General features: G+C 56.7%; 12 protein-coding genes. 3 read left to right on the top strand and 9 right to left on the bottom strand.

The window, feature by feature from the left end:
• Nucleotides 1-115 precede the first annotated feature (115 nt).
• The 3 genes from rpoD to rpsU all read right to left on the bottom strand — a co-directional run bounded on the left by rpoD (nucleotide 116) and on the right by rpsU (nucleotide 4,567).
• Nucleotides 116-1,969, bottom strand: a complete 1,854-nt coding sequence (gene rpoD, locus QN399_RS11490; protein WP_322218292.1) for an RNA polymerase sigma factor RpoD — start codon at nucleotides 1,967-1,969, stop codon at nucleotides 116-118.
• A 67-nt stretch (nucleotides 1,970-2,036) separates the two neighbouring features.
• The gene (dnaG, locus tag QN399_RS11485; protein ID WP_322218289.1) at nucleotides 2,037-3,986 is read right to left on the bottom strand and encodes a DNA primase; all 1,950 of its coding nucleotides are present in this window, start codon (nucleotides 3,984-3,986) and stop codon (nucleotides 2,037-2,039) included.
• 365 nt (nucleotides 3,987-4,351) lie between these two features.
• Entirely contained in the window at nucleotides 4,352-4,567 is a 216-nt protein-coding gene (rpsU, locus tag QN399_RS11480) for a 30S ribosomal protein S21 (protein ID WP_002551877.1), read from the bottom strand.
• A 187-nt stretch (nucleotides 4,568-4,754) separates the two neighbouring features.
• On the opposite strand from rpsU, the gene tsaD reads away from it, so the two are divergent.
• The gene (gene tsaD / locus QN399_RS11475; RefSeq protein ID WP_322182498.1) at nucleotides 4,755-5,780 is read left to right on the top strand and encodes a tRNA (adenosine(37)-N6)-threonylcarbamoyltransferase complex transferase subunit TsaD; all 1,026 of its coding nucleotides are present in this window, start codon (nucleotides 4,755-4,757) and stop codon (nucleotides 5,778-5,780) included.
• A 34-nt stretch (nucleotides 5,781-5,814) separates the two neighbouring features.
• Here the strand turns inward: tsaD and plsY are convergent, their stop codons facing one another.
• On the bottom strand, nucleotides 5,815-6,384 hold the full coding sequence (gene plsY, locus QN399_RS11470; protein ID WP_322182496.1) for a glycerol-3-phosphate 1-O-acyltransferase PlsY: 570 nt from the start codon (nucleotides 6,382-6,384) through the stop codon (nucleotides 5,815-5,817).
• Nucleotides 6,385-6,458: 74 nt separating this feature from the next.
• On the opposite strand from plsY, the gene folB reads away from it, so the two are divergent.
• Nucleotides 6,459-6,812 (top strand): dihydroneopterin aldolase, encoded by a 354-nt coding sequence (folB, locus tag QN399_RS11465; RefSeq protein WP_322182494.1) that lies wholly within the window; start codon nucleotides 6,459-6,461, stop codon nucleotides 6,810-6,812.
• Nucleotides 6,803-7,336, top strand: coding sequence for a 2-amino-4-hydroxy-6-hydroxymethyldihydropteridine diphosphokinase (folK, locus tag QN399_RS11460; protein WP_330200951.1), 534 nt, complete (start codon nucleotides 6,803-6,805; stop codon nucleotides 7,334-7,336). Before folB ends, folK begins: the two co-directional genes overlap by 10 nt.
• Before the next feature lie 30 nt (nucleotides 7,337-7,366).
• Here the strand turns inward: folK and QN399_RS11455 are convergent, their stop codons facing one another.
• From QN399_RS11455 to glpE, 5 genes are all read right to left on the bottom strand, one after another.
• On the bottom strand, nucleotides 7,367-8,596 hold the full coding sequence (locus QN399_RS11455) for a multifunctional CCA addition/repair protein (RefSeq protein ID WP_330200950.1): 1,230 nt from the start codon (nucleotides 8,594-8,596) through the stop codon (nucleotides 7,367-7,369).
• A gap of 78 nt (nucleotides 8,597-8,674) precedes the next feature.
• Nucleotides 8,675-10,237 (bottom strand): SpoVR family protein, encoded by a 1,563-nt coding sequence (locus QN399_RS11450; protein ID WP_330200949.1) that lies wholly within the window; start codon nucleotides 10,235-10,237, stop codon nucleotides 8,675-8,677.
• The gene (locus QN399_RS11445) at nucleotides 10,234-11,505 is read right to left on the bottom strand and encodes a YeaH/YhbH family protein (protein WP_322182485.1); all 1,272 of its coding nucleotides are present in this window, start codon (nucleotides 11,503-11,505) and stop codon (nucleotides 10,234-10,236) included. Before QN399_RS11445 ends, QN399_RS11450 begins: the two co-directional genes overlap by 4 nt.
• 191 nt (nucleotides 11,506-11,696) lie before the next feature.
• Complete coding sequence (locus tag QN399_RS11440) at nucleotides 11,697-13,619, bottom strand: PrkA family serine protein kinase (RefSeq protein ID WP_322182483.1); 1,923 nt, start codon at nucleotides 13,617-13,619, stop codon at nucleotides 11,697-11,699.
• Nucleotides 13,620-13,904: 285 nt separating this feature from the next.
• The gene (gene glpE / locus QN399_RS11435) at nucleotides 13,905-14,234 is read right to left on the bottom strand and encodes a thiosulfate sulfurtransferase GlpE (protein WP_330200948.1); all 330 of its coding nucleotides are present in this window, start codon (nucleotides 14,232-14,234) and stop codon (nucleotides 13,905-13,907) included.
• Nucleotides 14,235-14,252: the final 18 nt, after the last annotated feature.

The following is a 14,252-nucleotide window of genomic DNA, read 5'->3' as shown; positions in this document are numbered from 1 at the left end:
GGCAAAAGGGTGTAATCCGAGTGTAGCCGGGCGCCGCAGGAGGTGGGCAAACTTAATTCTGCACAATGCAAAACCCCCAGCAAGGCCGGGGGTTTTGTTGTATCGGGTCTACGTATTACTCGTCGAGGAACGAACGCAGGTGTTCGCTTCTCGTCGGGTGACGCAACTTGCGTAGCGCCTTGGCTTCGATCTGACGAATCCGCTCGCGGGTTACGTCAAACTGCTTACCGACCTCTTCCAGCGTATGGTCAGTATTCATGTCGATGCCGAAGCGCATGCGCAGAACCTTGGCTTCGCGAGCGGTCAAGCCCGAGAGCACTTCGCGCGTCGCTTCCTTGAGGCTTTCGACCGTGGCGACATCGATTGGCGACTGCATAGTCGAGTCTTCGATGAAGTCACCCAAGTGCGAATCTTCGTCGTCACCGATCGGGGTTTCCATGGAGATCGGCTCTTTAGCGATCTTCAATACCTTGCGGATTTTGTCCTCAGGCATTTCCATGCGTTCGCCCAGCTCTTCCGGGGTCGGTTCGCGACCCATTTCCTGCAGCATCTGCCGGGAAATACGGTTGAGTTTGTTGATCGTCTCGATCATGTGCACCGGAATACGGATGGTGCGTGCCTGGTCGGCAATCGAGCGGGTAATCGCTTGACGGATCCACCAGGTGGCATAAGTCGAGAATTTGTAACCACGACGATATTCGAACTTGTCCACCGCTTTCATCAAGCCGATGTTGCCTTCCTGGATCAGATCGAGGAACTGCAGGCCACGGTTGGTGTACTTCTTGGCGATGGAGATCACCAGACGCAAGTTGGCTTCAACCATCTCTTTCTTCGCGCGGCGGGCTTTGGCCTCACCGATCGACATGCGACGGTTGATGTCCTTGATCTCGGAAATCTTCAAACCTGTTTCGGTTTCGAGTGCGATCAGCTTTTGCTGGCAACGCTGGATATCCGGTTGCAGGCGACCAATGGCTTCCGCATATTTGCCTTTGCCTTTAGCCAGCGCATCGGTCCAGCTCTCGTCGACTTCATGGCCAGGGAACAGGCGAAGGAAATCGGCGCGTGGCATACGTGCATCACGTACACACAGCTGCATGATGGCGCGTTCCTGAGCGCGCAAGCGATCAAGTGCACTACGAACCCGCTCGACCAGGCCTTCAAACTGTTTAGGAACCAGTTTGATCGGCATGAACAGCAGTGCCAGTGCAATCAGCTCGGCGGTTGCCTGCTTGCTGCCACGGCCGTGCTTTTTCAATGCCTTGCGGGCAATTTCCATTTGATCGGAAACTGCACCGAAGCGCTGCTGAGCAACGATAGGATCCGGACCGCTTTCGACTTCTTCTTCGTCGTCGGTTGCGGTTTCGTCCTTCTCTTCCTCTTCGTCATCACCTTCGGCAGCTTTCGCTGTTTTCGGGTCGACAGGCGGCGGCACTTCGGCTGGCGGCGCAATGCCGTCATCCGGGTCGATGTAACCGCTCAGAACATCGGAAAGACGCCCACCTTCGGTCGTGACTCGTGTGTATTCGGAGAGAATATGGTCAACCGTGCCAGGGAAGTGCGCGATTGCGCCCATCACCTCACGGATGCCCTCTTCGATACGTTTGGCGATTTCAATTTCGCCTTCACGGGTCAGAAGCTCAACGGTACCCATTTCGCGCATGTACATGCGCACTGGGTCAGTCGTGCGACCGATGTCGGTCTCGACCGCTGCCAACGCTGCGGCCGCTTCTTCAGCGGCTGCCTCGTCGGTATCGGCGTCGGCCAACATAAGGGCGTCCGCATCCGGCGCGCTCTCGTGTACGGGAATCCCCATGTCATTAATCATGCGGATGATGTCTTCCACCTGTTCCGGATCTGAAATATCCTCCGGCAGGTGGTCGTTGACCTCTGCGTAAGTCAGATACTTCTGCTCACGACCCAGGGTGATCAACTCTTTGATACGAGACTGCTGTTGCGCTTTTCCGGACATAACACCCTATCCACTGAAGGTCTTGGCGGGCAAAAAACAAGCCGAGGATTATACCCGAGCTATGACCTCACGCGCCAGTTGAGGTCGGGGTTTGTGCAGGAACTTTGCGTTTTAACAGGTTGAGCAGCTGGACTTTCTCTTCCGCACTCAACCCTGTTTGACGTTCTTTCCTGATCAGATGTTCCAGGCTACGCTCGCGTTGGCGGGCGGATAAGCTAGTTATAGTGTCGAAAAACTGTTGTTCAAGGTTGTCGGCCTCAATCAGCCATTCTTTCTCTGCTAATGCGCGTAACAATCGGCCTTGTTCGGTGCCATGCCAGCGCGCAATCAGTTGAAGTGAACGCAATGTGGGGTTTTTCTGCAGTGCTTCAAGCAGAGAAACCAGTAGCTGCGCGTAAATATGGTCTTCTGCGGCCAGTTGGCTGGCATCTTCGACTTTCGCTGCCAGTTGCGGGTGGTGCAGAAGTGTTCTGAGCGCGGTCAGTGTCGGTGGTTCCACCGTCGCAGGTGTGCGTGGGCCGCGAGGCTCGAAGTCAGGCCGTTTGCCTTTCTTGTCCCAGGGCTTTTTATCCCACTTCTTTTGACCGCCGGCTTTCTTTGGCGTCCATTCCGGCTGTGCTTCGTAGGCATTGTGAGGCTGATAATCAGCGTAGTCGGGAATGGCGTCGTAATCTATGTTCGGGTCATAACTGGGTGGCGCTTCTGCGGGTGCGCTCTGCACCAACTGATGAACGGCTTCACTGTTGAGGCCGGTAATTTCACTCAAGCGCTGACGCATGAGCGTACGTAAATTGGCGCCCGGTACCTTGTCGATCAGCGGTGCGGCCAGGGTCGCCATGTGGGCCTTTCCCTCCAGCGAGCGCGGGTCGGCTTCTTTAGTCAGTTGCTCAAAGAAATAATCGGCCAGCGGCTGCGCATGCTGGTTGATCCGCGCCTTGAATGCGTCAGTTCCTTCCGAGCGGACCAGCGTATCCGGGTCTTCGCCTTCAGGCAGGAACAGGAAGCGCGCGCGACGTCCATCCTGAAGGCTCGACAGTGCCGCTTCCAGTGCGCGCCAGGCGGCATTGCGGCCTGCCTGGTCACCGTCGAAGCAGAACAGCACGTTGGGCACTACCCTGAAGAGTCGCTTAAGGTGCTCTTCGCTGGTCGCCGTTCCCAGCGTGGCGACGGCATTGCGCAAGCCTTGTTGGGCGAGGGCGATGACGTCCATGTAGCCTTCAACCACGATGATTTCATCGAGGTTGCGGTTGTACTTGCGCGCTTCGAACAGGCCGTAGAGTTCCTGTCCCTTGTGAAATACCGGTGTTTCCGGTGAGTTCAGGTATTTGGGTTTGTCGTCACCCAAGACTCGACCGCCAAACGCAATGACCCGGCCACGACTGTCGCGGATCGGGAACATTACGCGGTCGCGGAAACGGTCATAGCGCTTGCCGGTCTCGGCATTTTCAATCAGCAGGCCAGCGTCGATCATGGCCTTCTGCTGCAGTGTGTCACTGCTCAAATGCTTGTACAGGTTGTCCCAGCCGGGTGGAGCAAATCCCAGGCCGAAATCGCGCGCGATCTCGCCGGACAGGCCGCGGCCTTTCAGGTAGTCCACTGCGGATTTGCGCGTCGGATGGCTTTTAAGGGCTTGACGATAAAACTCGGCGGCTGCCGTCAGGAGCGGATACAGCGGTGAGTCGGTCGGCTGGCGTGGCTTTTGACCTTTGACACCCTGTTCGTGCGGGACTTCCATGCCGGCGGCTTTGGCCAGTTCCTCGACGGCCTGGGGAAAATCCAGGTTGTCGTGGTCCATGATGAAACCGAGGGCATTGCCGCCCGCGCCGCAACCAAAGCAGTAATAGAACTGTTTGTCCGGGCTGACGCTGAACGAAGGGGTTTTTTCTTTGTGGAATGGGCAGCAGGCGCTGTAATTCTTCCCGGTTTTCTTCAATTGCAGACGTGAACTGACAACATCGACGATGTCGGTGCGGTTCAGAAGGTCGTCAATAAAGCTCTGGGGAATTAGCCCGGCCATGGCGTTCTCATCATCAGGCGGCCCGCCAGCAAAATCGTGGCGAAACTAAAACGTAACTACAATTGGCCTTTGCGGACCATTGTGTTCACTAAACTGACATGGGGAGACGCTGCCTTGATTGAGCTTCTTTCGAAGATCAGCGAGGCGTGCTCGTCGTGTGCCTTGATTCGTTCGTCAGTGTAGACGCGATCAACGCAGCCTGAATCAGACTAGACGTGCCTTGACGGGATTTGTCTGAGACGCAGTTGACGTGCACCTGCGGCTTAGACAGCCTCTGTCAATGAATCTTGAGGCTTGATGTGCAACTGCCGGCAGCCCGGCTTTGAGGCCGGGCGTGGCAGAAACTTGCGACGGACGTCTGTAAATTAATACAGACGGACGGCACGGCGCTGTTCGCGCTGTACTTTCTTCGCGTGACGCTTAACAGCAGCTGCTGCTTTGCGTTTACGCTCCGAAGTCGGCTTCTCGTAAAATTCGCGGCTACGAACTTCAGCCAGAACACCGGCTTTTTCGCAGGAGCGCTTGAAACGACGCAGAGCTACGTCGAAGGGTTCGTTCTCTTTAACTTTGACGGCTGGCATCCAGAGCTACCTTCATTCATTACCGGGGTCAACGACTCGTGCAAAAACTGCACATAAGTTCGTCGGTTTTTAAGGGTTGCGGATGTTAACCCCTCATTGAGAGGAATGCAAAGCCTCTGATCGAAAACCGCTAGTCGGGGGCTGGAGTGGCGACTATTATGCGCGCCTTCGAATAAGGCGCAAACCCATGCTAGTACTGGGATTAGAAACCTCCTGCGACGAAACCGGTGTCGCACTTTATGACAGTGAACGCGGCCTGCTGGCCGACGCATTGTTCAGCCAGATCGACCTGCATCGCGCGTACGGCGGGGTTGTACCTGAGCTGGCTTCGCGTGACCACGTCAAGCGTATGCTGCCGCTGATCCGCCAGGTGCTGGCTGAAGCGGACTGTGTCGCCACCGAAATCGACGCCATTGCGTACACCGCGGGTCCGGGTTTGGTCGGGGCGTTGCTGGTGGGCGCTTCCTGCGCTCAGGCGCTGGCCTTTGCCTGGGGCATTCCAGCCTTGGGCGTGCATCACATGGAAGGGCATCTCCTGGCGCCAATGCTCGAAGAGCAGCCGCCAGAGTTCCCGTTCGTCGCTTTGTTGGTTTCCGGCGGCCACACGCAGCTGGTTCGGGTCGATGGCATCGGTCTTTATCAAGTGCTGGGCGAGACGCTGGATGATGCCGCCGGTGAGGCGTTCGACAAAACTGCGAAGATGATGGGCCTGCATTATCCGGGCGGCCCTGAGATCGCGCGACTCGCGAGCCGGGGCGTGGCAGGGCGTTTCGTCTTTCCGCGGCCAATGACCGACCGGCCAGGCCTGGAGTTCAGCTTCAGCGGCCTTAAAACCTTCGCCTTGAACACCTGGCATCAGTGCCAAAGCGCTGGAGACGACGGTGAGCAAACCCGTTGCGACATCTCTCTGGCCTTCCAGCATGCGGTGGTAGAGACTTTGACCATCAAGTGCAAGCGCGCCCTCAAGCAGACCGGCCTCAAGCGTCTGGTCATCGCTGGCGGCGTCAGTGCCAATACAGCGTTGCGCCTGTCGCTGGAAAAAATGCTCGGCGAACTGCATGGCAATGTTTTTTATGCGCGGCCCGAGTTCTGCACCGACAACGGCGCGATGATTGCGTTTGCCGGTTGTCAGCGTCTTTTGGCGGGGCAGAAAGAGGATTTGAGCATCAGTGTGCAGGCCCGCTGGCCGATGGAGCAGTTGTCGGGGCTGTAACGGCGTCAACCTGAGTCTGGCTCATGGCCGTGATTCAAAAATGCCGTTCGCGCCCGGCAAACAGGTCGCGTAAATTGCTGCGATGGCGCCACACGATCAATAAGGTGAGGATGCTCATCGGCAGTAGTGCTTGAGGCTCCTGCCACGCCAGTAATGGCAGGGTCAGCGGGGTGGCGATCAACGCCGCGAGTGAGCTGGTGCGGGTCAGGTAGAACACCAGCAGCCAGGCGCAGACAGCCAGCGCTGCGGCGGGTGGGAACAGGCCCAGCAGCATGCCTGCCGCTGTGGCAACACCCTTGCCGCCACGAAAGCGAAAGTACACTGGAAACAAATGCCCCAGGACTGCACAGAGGCCTATCCAGGCTTGCTGTTGAGGATCAAGGTCGAGCAGTCTGGCAGCCAGGACGGGGAGCAGACTTTTACAAACGTCGCCGATCAGGGTTAGAACGGCGAGTTTTTTGCCCGCCAGACGCAACATATTGGTTGCGCCAGCATTGCCGGAACCGCTGGCGCGCGGGTCGGGGCTGCCAGTGAGGCGGCTAAGCAAAATGGCGAAGGACAGTGAGCCAAGCAGGTAGGCGAGGGTCGCCAGTAACCAAAACATGCTAACTATTCCGGGCGAGGACGCCCTGATTCTAACGGCGCATCGCGCCCTTGTCGTGCAGCGGAGAAAAGTGCTTGGACAGAGTTTTTATCGAGGGTCTGGAAGTCGATACGGTTATCGGCGCCTATGACTGGGAGCGTGGCATTCGCCAGTGCCTGCGTCTGGACCTGAGTTTTGCCTGGGACAATCGGCCCGCTGCGGCAGACGATGATCTGAGCAAGGCGCTCGACTACGCTAGCGTCTCGGCACGAATTCAGGCATTTGCCGAAGACGCCAAATTTCAGTTGGTCGAAACGTTTGCCGAGCGCCTGGCCGAGGTGTTGATGAGTGAGTTCCAGATTCCCTGGCTGCACCTCAAACTGACCAAGCCAGGCGCCGTTGCGGCGGCTACTGGCGTGGGCGTGGAGATCGAGCGCGGATGTCGCTAACCCAGATATTCCTCGGCCTCGGCAGCAATATCGAGCGCGAAAAGCACCTGAGCGCAGGGCTTGAAGCGCTTGATGGATTCTTGCAGCAAATGACCTGTTCACCGGTATTCGAAAGTCAGCCGGTGGGGATCAAAAGCGGGCCATTCTTCAATCTGGTGGTCACGGGGTATACCGACCTGCCGCTGATGGAGCTGGACCGCCGTTTGAAATTCATCGAGGCGGATAACGGTCGCTATGCTCCGGAGCGCCGGGGCTTGCCGTTGGATATCGACGTGCTGCTCTACGGCGAGCAGGTCGGTAATTTCGATGGCTTGATTCTGCCCCGCGCGGAAATCCTGAAAAATGCCTTCGTGCTTTGGCCGTTGTCGCTGATAGCGCCAGAGCGGCTGCATCCCAGTGTGAGCAAAACCTTCAAGGATTTGTGGCGGGACGCGCAGATTGATCAGGTGCTGGCGCCAGTAGCGTTTGAGTGGCGCGGGATGCCGTTGACGCCTGAGGTCCTGTTAAATACGCATCCCTGGTAATACACAGGTCTGGCCCTGACATCGCGGGTCTCAAGCGCTATACGTTGCCTTGTAAGCTTGCACCGCCTTCAAACGCTCCTGCTTCAACGCTTCGCCCAGCTCGGGCCCTTCATAGCCCTGATCGCGCAACGGCTGCACAGCCACGGCTCGTGCAGCGTTGGCGGCGCCTCGCAGATACTCGGCCTGAGGGTAATCGCGCTGCTCGAAGCCTAGGCGGCCTCGGGCATCCATCTCGCACCCTGCGATAAACTCCTCGAAACGTTGTGGTCGACGGTAAATGTCGAAGCTTTGCATCAGCTCAAACAGCGTCGATGCTTTTAGCTCCAGCGCTCGGTGTCCATGGGTGTGGTACTGGCCGACCAGCATTGCCAGCTCCTGACAATCCCGAGGAACCTTGAAGCGCGCATTCACGGCTTTGATCAGGCGCAGGCCTGTGTGCTCGTGAGCGATGTGCCGGGGCCATTCGCTTTCCGGTGTCAGGCCTTTCCCCAAATCATGCAGCAGGCATGCCCAGCGCACGCTCAGCGGCTGATGATGGATCGCGGCCTGCTCAAGGACGCTGAGCACGTGCTGGCCCGTGTCGATTTCTGGATGGTGGGCTGCGGGCTGCGGTACGCCGAACAATGCATCGACTTCCGGAAATAGCACCTTCAGTGCCCCGCACTCGCGCAGGACCTGGATGAAAACCTGGGGCTGATTTTCCATCAGGGCGCGGGAGATTTCCTTCCAGCTGCGCTCGGGAGTCAGAGCCTCCAGTTCGCCGGATTCACTGAGCTGCTGCATCAGCGTCATCGTCTCTGGCGCGATGGTAAAACCATCCGATGCATAGCGTGCGGCGAAGCGGGCGACACGCAGTACGCGCAGAGGATCTTCGGCGAACGCCGGTGATACATGGCGTAAAATTCGGGATTTAAGATCTTCTTGGCCGTGGTAGGGATCAGTCAACCGACCCTGCGCATCTTCCGCAATGGCATTGATCGTGAGGTCTCGACGAATCAAATCTTCTTCGAGACTGACCTCGGGATCCGCATGGAAGATGAACCCGCCATAGCCTGGGCCGCTCTTGCGTTCCGTTCGGGCAAGGGCATATTCCTCCCCTGTTTTCGGGTGCAGAAATACCGGGAAATCCGCACCGACCGGGCGGAAACCCTGGCTGAGCATTTCATCGGCGGTTGCGCCCACCACGACCCAGTCGGTATCGGCGACGGTCTTGCCCAACAGGCGATCACGTACTGCGCCGCCCACTTTATAAATCTGCATAAAAAACCTCCGTAAGCGCGACAGGATAACCCTTGCGACGCACTCAAGGAGGTTAAAACAGAAAACACTTACAACCGTTTATAGGTGGACGACGGCCAAGTCGAGCCGGGGATATTCACTGTCGGCATGCTCTCCTTTGGGTGGGACATGATGGGTTTTCATGATCTGATCGCCCTGCAATGTCTCAAGATGAATATCAAAGCCCCACAAGCGGTGCAGGTGTTTGAGCACTTCCTCAGTGGAGTCTCCCAGCGGTTTGCGGTCGTGTTGTTGATGGCGCAGGGTCAGAGAGCGATCACCGCGGCGGTCGATGCTGAAAATCTGCACGTTCGGTTCGCGGTTGCCCAGGTTGTACTGGGCGGCCAGTGTTTCCCGAATGGTTTTGTACCCCGGTTCGTCATGGATGGCGGGAACGAGCAGGTCGTCCTTTTGATCGTCGTCCATGATGCTGAACAGTTTCAGGTCGCGAATCACCTTGGGCGACAGGTACTGCAGGATAAAACTCTCATCCTTGAAGCTGCTCATGGCGAACTTGATGGTGGCCAGCCAATCGCTGCCAGCGATGTCCGGGAACCAGAGGCGGTCTTCATCGGTGGGGTGCTCGCAAATCCGCCGGATATCCCGGTACATGGCGAACCCCAAGGTGTAGGGGTTGATACCGTTGTAATACGGGCTATCGAAGCCCGGCTGGTAGATGACGCTGGTGTGTGATGTCAGGAACTCCATCATGAAGCCGTCGGTCACCAGGCCTTCATCGTAGAGATCGTTCATCAAGGTGTAGTGCCAAAAGGTCGCCCAGCCTTCGTTCATCACCTGGGTCTGACGTTGCGGATAGAAGTACTGCGCGATCTTGCGCACGATCCGCACCACTTCCCGCTGCCAGGGCTCCAGCAGTGGCGCATGTTTCTCGATGAAGTACAGGATGTTTTCCTGTGGCTCGGAGGGGAAGCGAGCGTTGTCTTTGTCGCTGTTCTTGTCCGCGCCTTTCGGAATGGTCCGCCACAGATCGTTGATCTGCTTCTGCAGGTGTTCTTCACGGTCTTTCTGCCGACGGCGTTCTTCCTCGGCGGAAATAGGGTAAGGGCGTTTGTAACGGTCAACGCCGTAGTTCATCAGTGCGTGGCAGGAGTCGAGCAAGTCTTCTACCGCGTCGATACCATGCCGCTCTTCACACTGCATGATGTACTGCTTGGCGAACACCAGGTAATCGATGATCGAGCTGGCGTCCGTCCAGGTGCGAAACAGGTAATTGCCCTTGAAGAAGCTGTTATGCCCATAGCAGGCATGCGCCACGACCAGCGCCTGCATGCAGATGGTGTTCTCTTCCATCAGGTAAGCGATGCAAGGATCGGAGTTGATGACGATTTCATAGGCCAGCCCCATCTGGCCACGGCTGTAGGATTTCTCGGTGCTGAGGAAGTGCTTGCCGTAGGACCAATGGTGATAACCCAGCGGCATGCCGACAGACGCGTAGGCATCCATCATCTGCTCGGCGGTGATTACCTCGATCTGATTGGGATAGGTATCCAGGGCATAACGCTTGGCGATACGACCAATCTCCCGGTCGTAGGCCTGGATCAGCTCGAATGTCCACTCTGAACCCGTGGACAGGGGTTGGCGCTTCTGCTCTCTAGCGGTCATGTCACTAACCTGCGCTGGAAGAGTTCACGGAATACCGGATAGATATCACCGGCAGAGACCAGCTGCTGCTGGGCAAACGTATCGGAGAACGCTTCACTGATACGCTCGTATTCAAACCACAGCGCTTGATGCTCGCGCGGGGTGATTTCCACGTAAGTGTAGTACTGCACGAAGGGCATGATCTGCTTGATCAAGATGTCGCGGCAGATCGGTGAGTCATCGTTCCAGTTGTCACCGTCCGAAGCCTGTGCCGCGTAAATGTTCCACTCGTTGGTCGGGTAACGCGCGGCCATGATCTCCTGCATCAGTTTCAGCGCGCTGGAAACGATGGTGCCGCCGGTTTCCCGGGAGTAGAAAAACTCCTCCTCGTCGACTTCGCGGGCGCTGGTGTGATGGCGAATGAACACGACTTCAATTTTGTCGTAGTTACGCTTGAGGAACAGGTACAGCAGGATAAAGAAACGCTTGGCTATGTCCTTGGTTGCTTGGGTCATGGAGCCGGAAACGTCCATCAGGCAGAACATCACCGCCTTGGAGCTGGGGTTGGGTTGCTTGACCAGCAGGTTGTACTTGAGGTCGAAGGTGTCCAGGTAGGGCACTCGACGAATACGGGCGTTGAGTCGCTCAATTTCGCTCTCAAGCTCCTGAATATCGCCGAAATTGTCGGGTTCTTCGCGCTTCATGCGCTCCAGTTCACTAACGGCTTCACGCAGTTTCGCGCGGCTGCTGCCTGACAATGCAATCCGCCGTGCATGGGCTGAACGCAAGGTACGGATGATGTTTATCCGTGAAGGGTTGCCCTCGTTGCTGATCCCCGCGCGAACGGTTTTGAAGGTGTCGGTGCCCATCAGGTTACGCTTGACCAGGTTGGGCAGTTCAAGGTCCTCGAACATGAACTCCAGAAACTCTTCCTGAGTAATCTGGAAGACAAACTCATCCATGCCTTCGCCTGAATTGCTGGCCTTGCCCGCGCCTTTACCGCCACCGCCTCCTTGTGGGCGGGCGATATGCTCACCCGTGGTGAACTCCTTGTTGCCGGGATGAACGACGGTCTGTTTGCCGCCGCGACCATGATGAAGTACCGGTTCGTCGATATCGCGACCGGGAATACTGATCTGTTCACCGTGCTCCATGTCGGTGATGGATCGGCGGCTGACCGCCTCTTCGACGGCTTTTTTGATGTGGTCACGGTAACGCCGCAGGAAGCGCTGGCGGTTTACCGTGCTCTTGTTTTTGCCATTGAGACGTCGGTCGATCACATAACTCATGACTGCTCCTTCGAAGCTGTCTTGAAAAATGGCGGGCTGGCATGACGTTTAGAACAATGTGACGGGCGTGCGCCACTCTTGCTCTGCCTGAGCCTCGCTGTCGATTTCTAAAACAACCTCTTGGAGCCTGTGTAGCAGAAAACGCTGACACAGGCTCTCGGCTAACGACAACCGGTGTAACCGGCAGCGGGTTATTGTGATTTTCTAACCCGCAGATACCACTCGGACAGCAGTCGTACCTGTTTGTCGGTGTAACCGCGTTCGACCATCCGTGTGACGAAGTCGTTGTGTTTTTGTTGATCCTCTTTGCTAGCTTTGGCGTTGAAGCTGATGACCGGCAGCAGATCCTCGGTGTTCGAGAACATTTTCTTCTCGATAACCACCCGCAGCTTCTCGTAGCTGAGCCACGTTGGATTTTTGCCGTTGTTGTTGGCCCGCGCACGCAATACGAAGTTGACGATTTCGTTGCGGAAATCCTTTGGATTGCTGATGCCTGCAGGTTTTTCGATTTTTTCCAGTTCCTCGTTCAGCGCGACACGATTGAGGATTTCGCCGGTTTCCGGATCCCGGTATTCCTGATCCTGAATCCAGAAGTCTGCGTAGAGCACGTAGCGGTCGAAAATGTTCTGACCGTATTCGCTGTAGGACTCCAGGTAGGCAGTCTGGATTTCCTTGCCGATGAACTCGATGTAGCGCGGCGCCAGGTACTCTTTGATGAACCGCAGATAACGTTCGCGGGTTTCCGCCGGGAATTGCTCCTGCTCGATCTGTTGTTCGAGCACGTACAGCAGGTGAACCGGGTTAGCGGCGATTTCATGCGGGTCGAAGTTGAAGACTTTCGACAGAATCTTGAACGCGAAGCGCGTCGACAGGCCGTTCATCCCTTCATCGACACCGGCGTTGTCACGGTACTCCTGAATGGACTTGGCTTTTGGGTCGGTGTCTTTGAGGTTCTCACCGTCGTACACCCGCATCTTCGAGTAGATGTTCGAGTTTTCGGGCTCTTTAAGGCGCGACAGCACGGTGAACTGCGCCAGCATTTTCAGAGTGTCCGGCGCGCAATGGGCGTTGGCCAGGGAGCTGTTGAAAAGCAGCTTGTCGTAGATTTTGATCTCATCGCTGACCCGCAAGCAGTACGGCACTTTGACGATGTAGATTCGGTCGATGAAAGCTTCGTTGTTCTTGTTGTTGCGGAAGCTGTGCCATTCCGATTCGTTGGAGTGGGCCAGCAGGATGCCAGTGAACGGGATCGAGCCCAGGCCTTCGGTGCTGTTGTAGTTACCTTCCTGAGTGGCGGTCAGTAATGGGTGCAAGACCTTGATCGGCGCCTTGAACATTTCGACGAATTCCATCAGGCCCTGGTTGGCCCGGCAGAGTGCCCCGGAGTAGCTATAGGCATCAGCGTCGTTCTGAGGGAATTCTTCCAGTTTGCGGATATCAACCTTGCCCACCAGCGCAGAAATGTCCTGGTTGTTCTCGTCCCCTGGTTCGGTTTTCGCCACGGCGATCTGGTTGAGGATGGACGGGTACAGCTTGACCACCCGGAACTGACTGATGTCGCCCCCGAATTCGGCCAGACGCTTGGTCGCCCAAGGCGACATGATGGTGTTCAGGTAACGCCGAGGAATTCCAAAGTCTTCCTCGAGAATCGCGCCGTCTTCAGTCGCATTGAACAGACCGAGCGGTGACTCGAAAACGGGGGAGCCTTTGATGGCGTAGAAGGGCACTTTCTCGATCAGCTGTTTGAGTTTTTCAGCCAGCGATGATTTACCGCCACCCACGGGGCCGAGCAGATAGAGGATTTGTTTCTTCTCCTCAAGGCCCTGCGCGGCATGCCGGAAGTAGGAGACGATCTGATCGATGCATTCTTCCATGCCATGGAAGTCTTCGAACGCCGGGTAGCGGCGGATCACCTTGTTGGAGAAAATCCTGGATAACCGCGAGTTGGCCGAGGTATCCAGCAACTCAGGCTCGCCTATAGCCAGCAGAAGACGTTCTGCGGCTGAGGCATAGGCACTACGGTCACTTTTGCAGAGATCTAGATACTCCTGTAACGAGAGCTCTTCCTGGCGTGTCGATTCAAAGCGTTGTTGGAAGTGGCTAAAAATACTCATGACGTCACCTCGCTCGATACGTGGAGCCGGCGGCGGATCGTCAGTCGATGTCGATGCTGGCATACAGCTGAAATCCAGCTGCTGTTTACCCCCCAGAACACCATAAAGTTACTACCGATGACCCGCGCGCCGGTGTACCGGCTCTCCCCTGATTTGGATGGCCTACGGCTAAGGATAGTTCGGAATCAGAAAGAGAAAGAAGGGATGAGCAATAAGTCTGTCTGACCGTTTATCAGTTCGAGGCCCAAGCCCGCATGGGGCGCGGGATCGGGCGGTATAAAAAAATTATTCCGGGGTGCTTTGCACTGTTTCGTCGGGATAGGTGTTGCGCCATAACTCGAAACCGCCATCCAGGCTGTAAACGTCCGAAAAACCCTGCCCCACGAGATAGGCTGCTGCGCTTTGGCTGGAGTTGCCGTGATAGCAGACGACCACCAAGGGTTTGTCCAGATCGGCCTTGGCGATAAAGTCGGCGATGGAGTGGTTATCCAGGCGCTGCGAGCCAGGGATGTGTTGGGCGTCAAACGCCTGAGGGTCGCGTACGTCGACCAATACGGCGCCTTGTTCGCGCAGCGAATGGGCTTGCGCGGGAGGGATGCGCTTGAACTCGGTCATGGACTGGGCTCCTTGGGG

Origin of the sequence: Pseudomonas sp. 10C3 (genome assembly GCF_036346185.1) — a bacterium.
In the GTDB taxonomy this organism is placed as follows: domain Bacteria; phylum Pseudomonadota; class Gammaproteobacteria; order Pseudomonadales; family Pseudomonadaceae; genus Aquipseudomonas.
Note: the sequence above shows the minus strand (reverse complement) of the source record. Positions and strands in the feature narration are given on the sequence as shown.

Excerpts from the sequence above, each read along its gene's own strand:
- QN399_RS11445 (WP_322182485.1), bottom strand. The coding sequence starts at position 11,505 with ATGAGTTATGTGATCGACCGACGTCTCAATGGCAAAAACAAGAGCACG.
- QN399_RS11455 (WP_330200950.1), bottom strand. The coding sequence starts at position 8,596 with ATGCAGATTTATAAAGTGGGCGGCGCAGTACGTGATCGCCTGTTGGGC.
- glpE (WP_330200948.1), bottom strand. The coding sequence starts at position 14,234 with ATGACCGAGTTCAAGCGCATCCCTCCCGCGCAAGCCCATTCGCTGCGC.
- rpoD (WP_322218292.1), bottom strand. The coding sequence starts at position 1,969 with ATGTCCGGAAAAGCGCAACAGCAGTCTCGTATCAAAGAGTTGATCACC.
- dnaG (WP_322218289.1), bottom strand. The coding sequence starts at position 3,986 with ATGGCCGGGCTAATTCCCCAGAGCTTTATTGACGACCTTCTGAACCGC.
- rpsU (WP_002551877.1), bottom strand. The coding sequence starts at position 4,567 with ATGCCAGCCGTCAAAGTTAAAGAGAACGAACCCTTCGACGTAGCTCTG.
- QN399_RS11440 (WP_322182483.1), bottom strand. The coding sequence starts at position 13,619 with ATGAGTATTTTTAGCCACTTCCAACAACGCTTTGAATCGACACGCCAG.
- tsaD (WP_322182498.1), top strand. The coding sequence starts at position 4,755 with ATGCTAGTACTGGGATTAGAAACCTCCTGCGACGAAACCGGTGTCGCA.
- plsY (WP_322182496.1), bottom strand. The coding sequence starts at position 6,384 with ATGTTTTGGTTACTGGCGACCCTCGCCTACCTGCTTGGCTCACTGTCC.
- QN399_RS11450 (WP_330200949.1), bottom strand. The coding sequence starts at position 10,237 with ATGACCGCTAGAGAGCAGAAGCGCCAACCCCTGTCCACGGGTTCAGAG.
- folK (WP_330200951.1), top strand. The coding sequence starts at position 6,803 with ATGTCGCTAACCCAGATATTCCTCGGCCTCGGCAGCAATATCGAGCGC.